Here is a 15,447-nt window from a genome sequence, read left to right as displayed (position 1 = left end):
TTCAATCCTACGGCGTCACCGCTCCGCGGCTCACGGCGCGCGGGGCGATCAGCTCTTTCCAGGTGGAATTGGCGACATGCACGGGCGAGAACGCCGGGCGTTCGACATAATGGCCGTCGCCGGCCTCGGCGCGCAGATCGCCATCCTTCCAGACGATGCGGCCGCGCGACAGCGTCGCCGCCGGTCCGCCGGTGCATGAAAAGCCCTCGAACACGTTGTAATCGATCCGGCTCATCTGCCGCTTCGCGCTGATGGTCCTGCTCGCCTTGGGATCCCAAACCACGATATCCGCGTCCGAGCCGATGGCGACCGCGCCTTTGCGCGGATAGATGTTGAGGATGCGGGCGATGTTCGCAGAGGTCACTGCGACGAATTCTTCCTTCGTCAGCCGCCCCGTAGTGACGCCCGCGGTCCACAGCAGCGCGAGGCGATCTTCGAGGCCGCCGGTGCCGTTCGGGATCTTCCTGAAGTCGCCGAGCCCGAACCGCTTCTGCTCGGTGGTGAAGGCGCAGTGGTCGGTCGCGACCACCTGCAGCGAGCCGGCTTGCAGGCCGGCCCAAAGACTATCCTGATGCGACCTGTCGCGGAACGGCGGCGACATCACGCGCTGCGCGGAATGATTCCAATCCTTGTTTTGATATTCACCCGCGTCGAGCAGCAAGTGCTGGATCAGCGGCTCGCCGTAGACGCGCTTGCCCGCCGCACGTGCGCGCGCGATCGCCTCATGCGCTTCGCGGCAGCTCGTGTGCACGATGTAGACCGGCGTCCCAGTCATGTCGGCGATCATGATGGCGCGGTTGGTGGCTTCGCCCTCGACCTCCGGCGGCCGTGAATAAGCGTGTCCCTCGGGCCCGGTGACACCGCGCGCGATCAGCGCCTCCTGCATCAGGGCGACCACGTCACCGTTCTCCGCATGCACGACGGGCATGGCGCCGAGATGGGCGCAGCGAGCGAACGAGTTGTAGAGCTCGTCGTCGTTCACCATCAGCGCGCCCTTGTAGGCCATGAAGTGCTTGAAGGTGTTGATGCCGTAGGTTTTGACCACGGTCTCCATCTCGTCATGTATCTGCTTCGACCAGGACGTTACGGCCATGTGGAAGCCGTAGTCGGAGGCCGCCTTCTCGGATTTGTGTCGCCACTCCTGATAGGCCGCGAGCATCGACTGGCCTGGATCGGGCAGGCAGAAATCCACCACCATGGTGGTGCCACCGGCCAGCGCCGCCTTGGTTCCCGATTCGAAATCGTCCGCGGTGACCGTGCCCATGAACGGCATTTCGAGATGGGTGTGCGGATCGATGCCGCCCGGGATGACGTAGGCGCCGCCCGCATCGATGATCTCGCACCCCGTCGCCGCATCGAGCGACCGCCCGACCGCGACGACGGTCTCGCCGTCGATCAGCACGTCCGCGCGGCGCGAATGATCATGATTGACGACGGTGCCGCCGCGGATGAGGAGGGGCATGGGAGGCTCCGGAGAGAGGCGTGAACCTCGCGAAGCTAGGCGCGCTGCATGCGCCGCGACAGGTGAAATTTTAGTCAGGCGTGGCCGACAGTTGAGCTGTGCTGTCCCGGCCTCTACGCCGCCCGCGCGATCAGTCCGTCAATCATCGCGCGCACCAGGTCCGCGATTTCCTTCCGGAGCGCCGGCAGCGGTACCGCGACCAGCTTCTGCTCCAGGCCCAGCGCCACCATGCCATGCACCGCCGAGAACAGGCTGCGCGCGGTGATGCCGAGCTCCTCCCGACTACGTTGTGGAAACAGCGCGGCCAGCGGCTGGTAGACGTGGCGAAACAGCTGCAGCTGGTCGTCGATGGACCAGTCGGGGAGGGGCTTGTCGGGGTCCATGCGGTGCTCGAACAGCGCGCGCCAGAGTTCGAGATTTTCCGCGGCGAAATCGCAATAGGCGAGGGCGATGCGGACCAGAGTCTCCTGTGGCGACGGCTCGCCCGCGCTTTCCGCTGTGCTCAGCGCCTGGTCGAGCCGACGCAAAGTGCGCGAGCCCACGCGCAGGATCAGCTCATCCACATCGGCGACGAGATTGTAGACCGCGCCGTTGGCGCAGCCGATCTCGCGGGCGAGATCGCGGGTTTTCAGGCCCGCCAATCCCCTGTCGGCGATCATTCGTTCCGCCGCCAGGATCAAATCGAACCGAAGTTTCTCTCGGCGTTCCAATGCTTTAGTCATCTACAGCCAAATTTATGAGCATTGCTCAAAATATTTGTTGAACGATGTTCAAGTTTCTTGCTACAAACCATCCGTGAGCAACGCTCATAACAGGGAGCTTCAGATGTTCAAGACCGTAGTGACACTTTTCCGCGGCAGCGTAGCCGCCGCTGGCGAGGAGCTGGAAGACCGGACGGCCCTTCTGATCCTCGATCAACAGATGCGCGACGCGGCCGCCGCCGTCGAGCGCGGCAAACGGACGCTGGCGCTGGCGATCGCACAGGACCAGCAGGAAGATCGCAAGCTCCAGGCGACCATCGCCCGCATCGCCGATCTCGAGACCCGCGCGGTTGCGGCGCTCGATGGCGGCCGGGATGATCTCGCCAACGATGCCGCCGAAGCCATCGCAGGCCTTGAGGCCGATCGCGATGCGGCACTGACGGCACGTGCGCTGTTCGCAACCGAAATCGCGCGGCTGAAGCGGCACGTCGCAAGCGCGCAGGCCCGCATCACCGAGCTCGACCGCGGCCGCCGCGTCGCCCGTGCCTCGGAGGCGGTGCGCTCGCTTCGCCGCAGCGGCATCGAGGCGGCACGCCCCTACGAATCCACGCTGCCGGAGGCGGAGAGCACTTTGAGGCGACTTCGTGAGCGGCAGATGGAAGCCCAGGCCGCCGACGACGCGCTGGTCGAGCTCGATGCGGCCACCGGTCCGCTCGCCACCGCCGAAAAACTCGCCGAGCAGGGTTTTGGCCCCCGGCTCAAGACGACCGCGGACGACGTGCTGGCGCGGTTGAAGTCCAAGCGCATGCCGACTGCCTGATCCCAACTCCATCATTCGAACCAACAGGAGACCATCATGAACCAGAACGGCCAGCCCCACAGCGGCGCCTGGGTGACTTTCACTTACGCGTCCTTCGCAGCCTCCGCGTTCCTCATTGCCATCGGCATCTTCTTCCTCCCGATCGACCTCTGGATGAAGGGTTATCTCACCATGGGCATCGTCATGCTGATCCAGACTTGCATCACCCTGACCAAGACGGTCCGCGACAACCATGAAAGTAGCCGGATGGTGAACCGCATCGAGGATGCCAAGGCGGAACGTCTGCTGATGGAAGTCTCCAAGGCTGCTTGACTGGCATAGACAATCCGCAAGGAAGCAGCGGAGCAATGCGCTCCGCGGCTTCGGCGTCGGAACGCATTTCGCCACACCTCATATCGCGCCCGCGAAATGCAACATAGCCATGACGATCGCGCGGGCGTGCGCTCTTGCGCAACCGCACGGGCAGGGGCAGTCTTCACAGGCGGCGCACAAGAACGCCGCCAATAAGATGTGCTTACAAGATCTCGGCGAGGAACCTCATGGCAGCGACGCGCATCGACTGCGACATCCACCCGGCGGTTGGTGGCACGCGCACGACGCTGCTGCCCTATCTCAGCGATCACTGGAAAGAGCAGGTGGTGAGCCGCGCCATCGATGGACTCGATCTCACCTCCTATCCACCGAGCATGCCGCTGGCGGGCCGTACCGACTGGCGTCCGGCGAACGGCGCAAAGCCGGGTTCCGATCTTGCGATGGTACAGAAGGGCGCATTCGAGCAGTTGGGTGCCAGCCACGCGATTCTCAACGTGCTCTACGGCGCTCAGGCCGTGTTCGATCCCTACATGGCGGCCGACTTCTGCAAGGCGATCAACGACTGGATCGCGACTGAGTGGCTGTCGCGCGATCCGCGCTTGCGTGCCTCGATCGTGGTGCCGATGCAGGACCCGGATTTGGCGGTCGACGAGATCGAACGTCGCGCCGGCGATCACCGCTTCGTCTCGATCCTCGTGCTGGCACAGGGCGAGACGCTCTTGGGACGGCGGCATTTCTGGCCGGTCTATCGGCTCGCGGAAAAGTACAAGCTGCCGCTCGCGATCCACGCCGGCACGCAATATCGGCAGGCGCCGAGTTCGGCCGGATGGCCGTCGCACCGCTACGAATATTACTTCGTCGAGGCGCAGGCGTTTCAGGCGCAGATCTTGAGCCTGATCTATGAGGGCGTGTTCGGCAAGTTTCCGAACCTCAAGGTCGTGCTGATGGAATCCGGCGTAAGCTGGCTGCCGGCCTTCATGTGGCGCGCCAACAAGACCTGGCGCGGAGTGCGCGTCGAGGTGCCCTGGGTCGAGCGCGAGCCGGCTGAGATCATTCGCGAGAATTTCCGCGTCACCATGCAGCCGTTTGATGCGCCGGGCGACGCCAGAAGCGTCGAGGAGATCATCGACCAGATCGGCTCGGAAAAGATGTTCCTGTTCGCGTCCGACTATCCGCACTGGCAGTTCGACGGCGACGATCCGATCCCGCCGAACCTGCCGAATAGCATTATCTCGAAGATGTGCGTCGACAACCCGCTGGAGACGTTTCCGCGGCTGTCGCTCGCCAACTGACTTTGGAGGTTCGCATGGATGAGGTCATCGACCGCCCGCTGCGGGAAGACGAGAAGCCCGCCGCTTCGCGGCTGCGCATCGTCGATTGCGACGTCCATCCGAGCCTGCATTCGCCCGACGACCTCAACGAGTTCTTGCCCAAACGCTGGCAGCAGCATCTGAAGGAATATGGCAGCCATTTGCGCACGCCCTATCTGTTCACCACGCCCTATCCGCGCTCCTCGCCGCTGATCGCGCGCCGCGATGCCTGGCCGCCGACCGGCGGACCGCCCGGCTCGGATCTCGCCTTCATGCAGAAGCAGCATCTCGATCCGCTCGACGTCGAGTTCGGGATTTTGCAGGTGCTCGATCTCTTCATCTTCTCGCAGCAGAACCTCGAATTCGGCGCCGCGATCCAGCGCGCCATCAACGACTGGCAACTGGCGTTCTGGTCGCATCGCGACCCGCGTCTGAAAGCTTCGATCCTGGTCGGCCAGGACGGCGTTGATCTCGCCATTGCCGAGATCGAACGCTGCGCGAAAATCGGCGAGTACGTCCAGATCAACGTCTCGCCGCGCGCCAACGAGCCGCTCGGCCGCCGCCGCTATTGGCCCATCTACGAACGTGCGCAGGCGCTGGGCTTGCCGCTCGGCATCCATGTCGGCGGCTATGGCGGGCATGCGCCGACCGGTGGCGGCTGGCCGTCCTATTATGTCGAGGAGCACCAGTCCAACGCGCACACGATTGCGGCGCAGCTTGCCAGCCTCGTGATCGAGGGCGTGCCGGAGCGCTTTCCAAAATTGAAGTTCGTCTTCATCGAGGGCGGCTTCGGTTGGATCCCGTCCGCGGTGTGGCGGATGGACCAGCATTTCGAGCGCTTCCGCAGCGAGGTGCCGCATCTAAAGCGCAAGCCGTCAGAATATGTCCGCGAGCATTTCTGGTTCACGACGCAGCCGATCGACGAACCTGACGAAGCCCGGCACCTGCGCTCGCTGATCGAATGGGTCGGCATCGATCGTCTCCTGTTCTCGTCGGACTATCCCCACTGGGATTTCGACGATCCGCGCTTCGCCTTCAAGACGCCGCTGACGGAAGCCGAGCGAAAGAAGATCTTCAGCACCAATGCCCGCGCGGTCTATAAGTTCTGAGGAGGTCTGCACGGTATGGCCCGTCACATCGTCGCGTCCACCTCGGAGATCCCACCCGGTGGCAACAAGGTCGTCGATGTCGCCGGCCGCGACATTGTCGTGTTCCACGTCAATGGCGAGTTCTTCGCTTTGCTGAACCGCTGTCCGCACGAAGGCGCGCCGCTGGAGAAAGCGGCCTGTGTCGCGCGACTGACCTCGCCCGAGCCCGGCATCTATCAGCGCTCGCGCGTCGGCGAGATGCTGCGCTGTCCCTGGCATGGCTGGGAGTTCGACATGCGCAACGGCCAATCCTGGTTCGACCCGAAGCGCGTCAAGATTAGGTCATATCCGGTCGCGGTGGAGCGGGGCGAGGAACTCCAGAAAGGTCCGTATGTCGCCGAGACGTTTCCGGTGCATGTCGAGGACAGCTACGTGATTGTCGAGGTCTGAGCAGCCGTTTCGGATTGTGATTTCGCCGCAGGTGGGATAAGCCTCGCCCGCATTTATGGCGGAGACGAGCTTTGTCCAAACAATCCCTGCGTGAGGAGGCCGAGCGCCTGATCCGCGAATCGATGGAAAAGAAAACCGTCGTCGTCAAGCAGGGCGATACCCGCATCGAGGCCGTCTGCGGTAAATGCGGCGCCCCGAACCGCGTGCAGGCGCCAAAGGGCCAGACCCGCATCAAGTTCGCCTGCAAGAATTGCGGGCATCAGCAAGAGACGCTGTAGAGCGTCCCCCGTGTAAACCCTCATCCTGAGGAGCCCGCTGGAAGCGGGCGTCTCGAAGGATCGAGGCCCAACCGGGCCTGCATGGTTCGAGACGCGCGCATTCCGCGCTCCTCACCATGAGGATCAAACAGCCTAATCCCCCTTCACGAACTTCGCGAATGCATCCGCATGGTCCGGATGCCAGCGTGACAGCGGCGGGCGATTCTCCACGATATCGCCGGCGGCCCACAGCATGCGCTTTTCGTCGAGCGCGCGCGGGACATCGTTGTCCGGGCACAGGATGTAGAAATCGCCGGCCTCCAGCCGCATCAGCATGAAATTCACGGTCTGCTCGGCCGTCCATGCGCCGGCCGGCTTCTCCGTCCGGCCCTTCGCGGTAAGGCCCGTAAAGACGAAGCCGGGAATCAGCAGATGCGCGGTGATGCGGCAACCCGCAGTGTTGCGCAGCTCATGTTGGAGCGCTTCCGTAAAAGCTTTCACGCCGGCCTTGGAGACGTTGTAGGCGGGATCGCCGGGCGGGGTGGTGATGCCCTGCTTCGAGCCGGTGTTGATGATGAGCCCCGCCCTGCCGCGCGCGACCATGTTGGGCGCGAAGATGCGCGAGCCGTTGATGATGCCCCACATGTTGACGCCGATGATGCGCTGCCAGTTGTCGGGTTCGCCGAACAGCGTACTGCCGGGCTGGATGCCCGCGTTGTTCATGAGGATGTCGGTGCCGCCGAAGCGCTCGCGCACGGCGCGCTCCAGTTCCATCACGCTCTCGGCCTTGCTGACGTCAATCGCGAAGGTCATCACGTGTGTGGCGGACGTCAGGGATGAGAGTCTTGTCGCGGCATCCGCCAGTCCCGCCTGATCCACATCGGCGATACACACCTTCATTCCGTCGCGCGCGAAGGCTGCGGCGGCGGCGAATCCGATGCCGGACGCACCGCCGGTGATCACGGCAACATTGTCTTTGACGATGGCGGGGTGCGGCATGGATCGGTCTCCGGGGAGGGGCTCGGTCGTGCCATAACATGGCACTCGCGCGACCCTGCACAAGTCGGCATGGGAGGTCTTCGTTCCGCGCCGACTTTACGCCTCTCCTTTACGCCTGTCCGGCATCGCAGTATTCTATCGACTTAACGATCCCGCCCAGATCGAACCAATCAATCATTTGACAGGGAGTTCAGCCATGGCTGTGTCGCAGGCTATTCCGATCACGCGCCATCCGTTCGCCAACGGGTCCTACAAGCAGATGCTGATCGACGGGAAGTGGGTCGATGCTGCCTCCGGCAAGCGCTTCGAGACCCACAACCCCGCGACCGGCGAACTGCTTGCAACAGTGGCGGAGGGCGACAAGGAAGATATCGATCGCGCAGTTGCTGCCGCCCGCCGCGCCTTTGAAGGTCCCTGGAGCAAGGTCAAGCCGTTCGAGCGGCAGAATCTGCTCCTGAAGCTTGCCGACCTCGTCGAGAAGAATTTCGACGAATTGTCGCAGCTCGACACGCTCGACATGGGCGCGCCGCTCAGCCGTACCCGTGCCTATCGCCTGCGCGCTGTCGGCATGCTGCGCTATTATGCCGGCCAGACCACCGCGATTCATGGCGAGACCATCGAGAACTCGCTGCCCGGCGAGATCTTTTCCTACACGCTGAAGGAGCCGATCGGCGTCGTCGGCGCCATCATTCCCTGGAACGGTCCCCTGACTGCGACGATCTGGAAGATCGGTCCGGCGATCGCGACCGGCTGCACCGTCGTGCTCAAGCCCGCCGAGGAGGCGCCGCTGACCTCGCTGCGCATCGCCGAGCTCGCGATGGAGGCGGGCGTTCCGGCCGGCGTCATCAACGTCGTGCCCGGCTACGGCGAGACCGCGGGCGCCGCGCTTGCCTCGCACCACGACGTCGACAAGGTTGCTTTCACCGGCTCGCATGTCACGGGCCAGTCGATCATCCGCGCCTCGGCCGGCAACCTCAAGCGCGTCTCGCTTGAGCTCGGCGGCAAGTCGCCGGACATCGTGTTCGCGGATGCCGATCTCGATGCGGCCGTGCCGGGCGCCGCGATGGCGGTGTTCGCCAATTCGGGGCAAATCTGCAGCGCCGGCACCCGGCTGTTCGTCGAGCAGCCGATCTACGAGGAATTCGTCGGACGTGTTGCCGAGTTCGGCAAGAAGCTGCAGGTCGGCAACGGCCTCGATCCCAACACCCAGATCGGACCGCTGGTCTCCGAGCAGCAGCTCGAGCGCGTCACCAGCTATCTCGACATCGGCCAGAAGGAAGGCGCTAAGGCGCTCGCCGGCGGTGGTCGCGTCACCGAAGGCGCGCTTGCAAAAGGCTTCTTCGTGTCGCCGACGGTGTTCGCTGGCGTCCAGGACAACATGCGCATTGCGCAAGAGGAGATCTTTGGTCCCGTCATCTCCGCGATCGCGTTCAAGGACATGGACGAGCTGGTCAAGCGCGCCAACGCCACCACGTTCGGTCTCGGCTCGGGCCTGTGGACGCGGGACGTCAGCAAGGCGCATGCGGTCGCGAAGAGGCTCCGTGCCGGTTCGGTGTGGGTGAACTGCTACCAGGCGATGGACCCGGCTGTGCCCTTCGGCGGCTACAAGATGAGCGGCTACGGCCGCGAATCCGGCAAGCAGCACGTCGAGGAATATCTCAACGTGAAGGCCGTCTGGATCAAGACGGCCTGACGCGCCATCGCGTCCGGACTTCAGCGATCGGTCTTGCCTGCGGCGACGCGAGTCCGCTTGCGGCGACCAAAGGTTGTTGCCCGGACGCTACATGCGATTTTGAAAGCTCGCGTTGTCCGCGATTTTGCAAGGCTTGCTATCCCATTTCGAATGTCGGCCGGTTAGTTCTGGTCAACGTCAATCTTCGGAATTGGAATCTCGATAATGCTTCGCTTTGCTCCGATCGTGTTTGTGGCTTTGGGCGTCGCCTCGGCGCAGCCCGCTCTTGCGGCCGATATGACCGCACGTGCGCCAGCGTACAAGGCGTCGCCACTGCCCGTTGCCTACAACTGGTCGGGCTTCTACGCCGGCGTGAATGTCGGGTATGGGTGGGGCGATGGTGCGAACAATCTCGCGCCCCATGATCCGGTCTTCACTGCGGGCGTGCTCGACGTCGCACTGGCGGGCGGCCTTGTCCCGGCTTCGCTGGCAACAGACGCGCGTGGTGTGCTGGGCGGCTTGCAGGCCGGCTACAATGTGCAGACGGGCTCGTTGGTGTGGGGCGTCGAAGCCGATATTGCGGCGGCCGACACCAAGGGTAGCTCAACGGTGACCCGAACCTTGCCGGTCTTCCCGACGATCATGACCACGCAAGATCAGAAGGTCGACTGGCTGGGGACCGTGCGCGGCCGGATCGGTGCCACCGTTGTGCCCGACTTGATGCTGTACGCGACCGGCGGTCTTGCCTATGGGCATGTCAAGGCGTCGACGTCGATCGTGGATCCTACGGGTGGGAGCGGCACGCCTTGCCTCAATGTGATCTGTAGCGCAGGCGCGGTGGAAAGCTGGCGCGTGGGCTGGACGGTCGGCGGCGGCGGCGAGTACCGCATTGCGTCGAACTGGAGCGTCAAGCTCGAATATCTCTACTACGATCTCGGCAGCGAGAAATACACCATCTTCAATCCGCTGTTCCCGTTCACGCCCGGCCCGGCGCGTGGCTTTGACTCTACCGCGAATTTCACGGGCCACATCGCGCGTGTTGGCTTGAACTACAAGTTCGGCCCAGGCGCGGTCGTTGCGAAATACTGACCTGCAATCCGAATAGACGAAAGCCCCGGGCCCGGCCCCGGGGCTTCTTTTATTCGCCGCCTCTTTTGGCTGGCCAGCCATTCCCCCGTGCAGCTTCCGAGCTGCGGACCTTTCTCTTATGATCCCCGTCCTCTCATCCAATCATTTTGGGGCCGGAATGAAATTCGAGGCGTTGTTTCAACCGTTGCAGGTCGGTCCGTACAAGCTCGCGCACCGCGTCGCGATGGCGCCGTTGACGCGCATGCGAGCCGAGCGCGAGAGCTTTTCGCCGCGGCCGCTCAATGCCGAATATTATGGTCAGCGCGCCACCCAAGGCGGCCTGCTCATTGCCGAGGCCTCGCCTGTGCTCTCGCATGGTCGCGGTAATCCGGCGACGCCCGGCATCTATTCGGAGACGCAGATCGCGGGCTGGCGCAAGGTTGTCGACGCCGTGCACGCCAAGGGCGGCATCATCTTTCTCCAGCTCTGGCACGTGGGCCGCGTCTCGCATTCTTCCTTCCACGGCGGGGAGCTGCCGGTCTCGGCGTCGGCGATCGCGATCAAGGCCGAAGGCATGAAGGCAATGACCGCCGACGGCAAGATCTCCGACTATGAGACGCCGCGCGCGCTGGAGACGAACGAGGTCATGGGCATCGTCGAGGCCTTCAGGCAGGGTGCGAAGAACGCGCTGGCCGCGGGCTTCGACGGCGTCGAGATCCACGGCGCCAACGGCTATCTGCTCGAGCAATTCCTGCAATCACGCAGCAACCAGCGCACCGATCAATATGGCGGTTCGATCGAGAACCGCGCGCGGCTTCTGCTCGAAGTGACCCAGGCGGCGATCGACGTCTGGGGCGCGGGCCGCGTCGGCGTGCGGCTGTCGCCCCACGGCATCGCCAATGATTCCGGCGAGCCCGATCCGATGCCGCTCTACACGCACGTGGTCAAGGCGCTCGACAAGCTCGGTCTCGCCTATCTGCATTTCATCGAACCGCGCTCCAGCGGCTCCGGGCGCGCCGAAGTCAACTGGCAGAACGTGCCGTCGGCAATGCTGCTATTCCGCCCGCTCTACAGCGGCGTGCTGATGACGGCAGGCGGGTTTACGGGCGAGACGGCGAACGCCGCGATCGCAGAGGGACACGCCGACCTCATCGCCTTCGGCCGCATCTTCATCTCCAACCCCGATCTGCCGCGCCGCCTGCAGCACGACTACCCTCTCACGCCGTATAACCGTGCGACGTTCTACGGCGGCGAGGAGAAGGGCTATACGGACTATCCGGTGTATGACGAGCTGACGCCGGTCTGACGCTGCTGAGTTATTGTGTTGCCCCGACGGACACCACGAATTCCGTCATTGCGAGCGATGAGGGAAGCACCCATGGCCAAAGCCGCAGCTGCCGCAGGAGTTGCCACCGGCCAATGCCTCTGCGGCAAGGTCACCTTCGAGATCGACGTTCCCGCACGCTGGGCCTGGCACGATCACTCCGCTGCCAGCCGTCGCGCCCACGGCGCTGCCTATGCGACCTATGTCGGAAGCTGGAAGAAACGGTTTCGCATCACCGCAGGCAAGACGGCGCTGACCCGCTACGAAGATAAGACAACGAAGACCGCGCGCAGCTTCTGCGCGCATTGCGGCACGCCGATCGCATATGAGCGCCCGCGCGGGCCGCACATGGTCAACATCCCCCGTGCGCTGTTCAAAGAGCGCACCGGCCGCCAGCCGCTCTATCACATCGCGATCGAGGAGCTGCAGGAATGGACCTATACCGGCGAGCCGCTGGTACCGTTGAAGGGCTTTCCCGGTGTGGTCTGGCAGCGCTCGAAAAAGAAGAAGCGGGCGGGCGGCGAGGATCCGTTCGAGCTGGGGCGCGAGGAGATGTAGCGTGCTGCGCCCACGCAACGCAGCCATGACCGCGCTTCCTTGCGCGCCTCCCGCGATTTCGGCCATCATGCTTCCTGCCTTGCGGCAACGTCCGCCTCTGGAGGAAACATGAAGAACAAGATCACCGGCCGCTCCGCCTTTCTCGCGCTGCTCAAGGACGAGGGCATCACGCATCTGTTCGGCAATCCCGGCACCACCGAACTGCCGATCATGCACGCGCTGAAGGACCATCCCGATCTCACCTATGTGATGGCGATGCAGGAGAGCCTGGTGGTGGCGATCGCGGATGGCTATAGCCGCGCCTCCGGAAAGCTCGTCGCATGCAACGTCCATGTCGCGCCCGGCCTCGGCAACGCGATGGGCTCGCTCTACAACGCCCAGTTCACGGGCACGCCGATGATCCTCACCGCGGGCCAGCAGGAGCAGGGCCACGGACTGATGGAGCCGGTGCTCTACGGCCCGCTGGTGCGCATGGCCGAGCCGCTGGTGAAATGGGCGGTCGAGGTGACCCGGCTCGAGGATCTGCCGCGCATCGTGCGCCGCGCCGCAAAAGTCGCGACCACGCCGCCGACCGGGCCGGTGTTCATTTCGTTGCCCGGCGACATCCTCAACAGCGAGGCCGGTATCGATCTCGGTCGCTCCACCCGCATCGACGCTCGCACAAGGCCATCGGATGAGGCACTCAAGGCGTTCGCCGCGCGACTACTGAGGGCCGAGCGTCCCGTGATCGTCACCATGGACGAGGTGGTGAAGAGCGATGCGCTGAAGGAGGCCGCCGAACTCGCCGAGCTTTTGGGCGCGGCCGCGTACCAATCCTCGACGCCCTACGGCTCGCACTTCCTCTCGGAGAGCCCGAGCTTCGTCGGCACGCTGGCACGGGTTCAGAAAGTCGCGCGCGACACGCTTGCGCCGTACGACCTCTTGATCGCGCTCGGCGGCGATCCCCTGCGGATGTCGGTCTACAGCGAGGTCGATGCGCTGCCGGAGGGCCTTGGCATCGTGCAGATCGGCCTCGGCGATTGGGAGATCGCCAAGAACTACGGTGCCGAGATCGCGCTGAAGGCGGATTTGAAGGAAACGCTGCGCGCGCTGATCCCGGTGTTGAAGGAGATGGGCGGCGCTGCCCTGGCGCAACGTGCGAGGCAACGTCTCGCCGAGCTCGCGCCGAAGAACTGGACCGCAAGGCGCACCGCGCTGGTCGAGCAGATCGGGAAGGCCGCGAACCGCAGCCCCATCGATCCGGACTGGCTGGTGCTGCAGATGGTCGAGGCCATGCCAGCCAATGCCATCCTCGTTGACGAAGGCCTCACTTCGAGCCGCCAGATCACGGCGCTGCGTGCGCACCGCGACCGCTTCGGCTATCACGGCCTTGCCTCCGGCGGCATCGGCTGGGGCCTGCCGGCCTCCGTCGGCGCCAGCATCGCCAATCCCGATCGCCCCGTCGTCTGCTTCTCCGGCGACGGCAGCGCGATGTATTCGATCCAGTCGCTGTGGACGGCGGCGCATCACAAGCTGCCGCTCAATGTCGTCATTGCCAACAATGGCGGCTACCGCATCATCAAGCAGCGCCTGCTCGCCTTCCATGGCGACGATAATTACGTCGGCATGGATTTCGTCGATCCCCCGGTGGATTTCGCGGGCGTGGCGAAGGCGTTGGGATGCGAGGCGATCAAGGTCAGCGATCCCCGCGAGTTGAAGGCGACGCTGGTGTCGGCGTTCGGCCGGCCTGGCACGAAGCTGATCGAGGTGATGGTGGACGGGAAGGTGTAGCCCTGGGGTCGTCCCGGCGAAGGCCGGGACCCATACCGCGTGATCTATCGATTGCGGGTGGTGCTAATCCTGAACGATCAGGCTTCGCCAAACTGCTCCCTGGGGTTATGGGTCCTGGCTTTCGCCAGGACGACTGCGGTGGCTCTACCCCTTCCTCCCCACCCTGAACCCCGCCGCCGGATGCGGCGCACCCAGCCTTGCACGCCCTTCGCCGAACAGCTTCTCCCGCAGCGTGCCCTTTGCATATTCCGGCTTGTACCGCCCACGCCGCGTCAGCTCCGGCACCAGCATGTCGGCGATGTCCTCGAAATCGCCGGGTGAGATCGCGAAGGCGACGTTGAGGCCGTCGACATCGGTCGCCTCGAACCACGCCTCGATCTTGTCCGCGACCATCTCCGGCGTGCCGACCACGACGGGACCGGCGCCGCCGACGCCGACATGCTCGATGACGTCGCGCACGGTCCAGACGCGATCGGGATCGGCGCGGGTGACGTTATCCAGTGCGCTGCGGCCGGCGTCGTTCTGGACATGGCGCACCTGCTGATCGAGCTCGTAGCCGGAGAAGTCGATTCCGGTCCATCCCGACATCAGCGCGAGCGCGCCCTCGGGGCTGATGTGGCGCCGATAGTCGGCATATTTTTCGTTCGCCTCGGCCTCCGTCCGCCCGAGGATGATCGTCATCATCGAGAACATCAGGATTTCCGCCGGATTGCGCCCGAACGCGGCGGCCTCCTGACGGATCGCCGACACCCGCGGCGCGATCACCTTGGCCGACGGCCCCGACATGAACACGCATTCGGCGTGCTGTGCCGCGAACCTCCGTCCGCGCGGCGAGGTGCCGGCCTGGTACAGCACGGGCGTCCGCTGCGGCGACGGTTCGCTCAGGTGGATGGTGTTATTGATGCGGTAGTTGGCGCCCTCGTGGTTGACGCGATGGACCTTTGTGGGATCGGTAAAGATGCCGCGCGTGCGGTCGCGCAGCACGGCGTCGTCCTCCCAGCTTCCTTCCCAGAGCTTGTAGACGACCTCCATATATTCGTCGGCGATCTCGTAGCGGTCGTCGTGCCCGATCTGCTTGTCCTTGCCGGCGCCGCGCGCGGCGCTGTCGAGATAGCCGGTGACGACATTCCAGCCGATACGCCCCTCGGTAAGATGATCGAGCGTCGACATCCGCCGCGCGAACGGATAGGGCGGCTCGAAGGAAAGATTGCTGGTGACGCCGAAGCCGAGATTCTGCGTGACCGCCGCCATTGCCGACAGCAGCAGCAGCGGATCGTTCGATGGCGACTGGGCTGCATTGCGCAAGGCTGCGTCAGGACTGTTGCCGTAGACGTCATAGACGCCGAGCACGTCGGCCAGGAACAGTCCGTCGAAACGGCCGCGCTCCAGCGTTTTGGCAAGATCGATCCAGTAGGGCAGGCGGTTATATTCGGCAGTGCGGTCACGCGGATGGGTCCACAAGCCCGGTGATTGGTGCGCGACGCAATTCATCGCAAATGCATTGAGCCTGATCTGCTTGGCCATGATGGTCCCCCGGCGCCCTGTACCGGGCGCTCTTCGAATGATAGAGCTGCGCCCGAACTTGGCGAAGTTCTTGCATATAGCGCGACGTTGGCAAGGCCAAAATCAGCGGCGCTGCCGCGCTTGGCAAGCCAA

The 15,447-nt window shown here is 64.2% G+C and carries 15 protein-coding genes; 11 read left to right on the top strand and 4 right to left on the bottom strand.

The genetic code is table 11. From position 1 onward, the window contains the following. Positions 1-7: 7 nt before the first annotated feature. Together hydA and IVA75_RS29755 are read right to left on the bottom strand one after the other, a co-directional pair. Positions 8-1,462 carry a dihydropyrimidinase gene (gene hydA / locus IVA75_RS29760; RefSeq protein ID WP_247284689.1) on the bottom strand — a complete coding sequence of 485 codons (1,455 nt, stop codon included), beginning with the start codon at positions 1,460-1,462 and terminating at the stop codon, positions 8-10. Between the two features lie 113 nt (positions 1,463-1,575). Continuing rightward, positions 1,576-2,184 (bottom strand): TetR/AcrR family transcriptional regulator, encoded by a 609-nt coding sequence (locus IVA75_RS29755; RefSeq protein WP_247284688.1) that lies wholly within the window; start codon positions 2,182-2,184, stop codon positions 1,576-1,578. Between the two features lie 103 nt (positions 2,185-2,287). Here IVA75_RS29755 and IVA75_RS29750 point away from each other — a divergent pair, with 103 nt between their 5' ends. From IVA75_RS29750 to IVA75_RS29725, 6 genes are all read left to right on the top strand, one after another. Continuing rightward, positions 2,288-2,983 (top strand): PspA/IM30 family protein, encoded by a 696-nt coding sequence (locus tag IVA75_RS29750; protein WP_247284687.1) that lies wholly within the window; start codon positions 2,288-2,290, stop codon positions 2,981-2,983. A gap of 36 nt (positions 2,984-3,019) precedes the next feature. Continuing rightward, positions 3,020-3,295 carry a YiaA/YiaB family inner membrane protein gene (locus tag IVA75_RS29745; RefSeq protein ID WP_027565500.1) on the top strand — a complete coding sequence of 92 codons (276 nt, stop codon included), beginning with the start codon at positions 3,020-3,022 and terminating at the stop codon, positions 3,293-3,295. 227 nt (positions 3,296-3,522) lie between these two features. Continuing rightward, a complete protein-coding gene (locus IVA75_RS29740; protein WP_247284686.1) occupies positions 3,523-4,587 on the top strand; it encodes an amidohydrolase family protein in 1,065 nt (354 codons plus the stop codon). Between the two features lie 14 nt (positions 4,588-4,601). After that, a complete protein-coding gene (locus IVA75_RS29735) occupies positions 4,602-5,714 on the top strand; it encodes an amidohydrolase family protein (protein WP_247284685.1) in 1,113 nt (370 codons plus the stop codon). A gap of 15 nt (positions 5,715-5,729) precedes the next feature. Then, positions 5,730-6,143 carry a Rieske (2Fe-2S) protein gene (locus IVA75_RS29730; protein ID WP_027565497.1) on the top strand — a complete coding sequence of 138 codons (414 nt, stop codon included), beginning with the start codon at positions 5,730-5,732 and terminating at the stop codon, positions 6,141-6,143. 71 nt (positions 6,144-6,214) lie between these two features. Continuing rightward, entirely contained in the window at positions 6,215-6,421 is a 207-nt protein-coding gene (locus tag IVA75_RS29725) for a hypothetical protein (RefSeq protein WP_007615092.1), read from the top strand. A 132-nt stretch (positions 6,422-6,553) separates the two neighbouring features. Here the strand turns inward: IVA75_RS29725 and IVA75_RS29720 are convergent, their stop codons facing one another. Next, on the bottom strand, positions 6,554-7,399 hold the full coding sequence (locus tag IVA75_RS29720) for an SDR family NAD(P)-dependent oxidoreductase (protein WP_247284684.1): 846 nt from the start codon (positions 7,397-7,399) through the stop codon (positions 6,554-6,556). 196 nt (positions 7,400-7,595) lie between these two features. On the opposite strand from IVA75_RS29720, the gene IVA75_RS29715 reads away from it, so the two are divergent. From IVA75_RS29715 to IVA75_RS29695, 5 genes are all read left to right on the top strand, one after another. Further along, on the top strand, positions 7,596-9,092 hold the full coding sequence (locus IVA75_RS29715; RefSeq protein WP_247284683.1) for an aldehyde dehydrogenase family protein: 1,497 nt from the start codon (positions 7,596-7,598) through the stop codon (positions 9,090-9,092). Between the two features lie 204 nt (positions 9,093-9,296). Further along, entirely contained in the window at positions 9,297-10,160 is an 864-nt protein-coding gene (locus tag IVA75_RS29710) for an outer membrane beta-barrel protein (RefSeq protein ID WP_247284682.1), read from the top strand. Between the two features lie 157 nt (positions 10,161-10,317). After that, positions 10,318-11,445, top strand: coding sequence for an alkene reductase (locus tag IVA75_RS29705; RefSeq protein ID WP_247284681.1), 1,128 nt, complete (start codon positions 10,318-10,320; stop codon positions 11,443-11,445). Positions 11,446-11,517: 72 nt separating this feature from the next. After that, the gene (locus tag IVA75_RS29700; protein ID WP_247284680.1) at positions 11,518-12,021 is read left to right on the top strand and encodes a GFA family protein; all 504 of its coding nucleotides are present in this window, start codon (positions 11,518-11,520) and stop codon (positions 12,019-12,021) included. 108 nt (positions 12,022-12,129) lie between these two features. Then, positions 12,130-13,791: a thiamine pyrophosphate-binding protein gene (locus tag IVA75_RS29695; RefSeq protein WP_247284679.1), complete on the top strand. Its 1,662-nt coding sequence runs from the start codon at positions 12,130-12,132 to the stop codon at positions 13,789-13,791. Positions 13,792-13,935: 144 nt separating this feature from the next. Here the strand turns inward: IVA75_RS29695 and IVA75_RS29690 are convergent, their stop codons facing one another. Further along, positions 13,936-15,315, bottom strand: coding sequence for an LLM class flavin-dependent oxidoreductase (locus tag IVA75_RS29690; protein WP_247284678.1), 1,380 nt, complete (start codon positions 15,313-15,315; stop codon positions 13,936-13,938). Between the last annotated feature and the right edge of the window lie 132 nt (positions 15,316-15,447).

Source organism: Bradyrhizobium sp. 134 (genome assembly GCF_023074155.1).
GTDB lineage: Bacteria > Pseudomonadota > Alphaproteobacteria > Rhizobiales > Xanthobacteraceae > Bradyrhizobium.
Note: the sequence above shows the minus strand (reverse complement) of the source record. Positions and strands in the feature narration are given on the sequence as shown.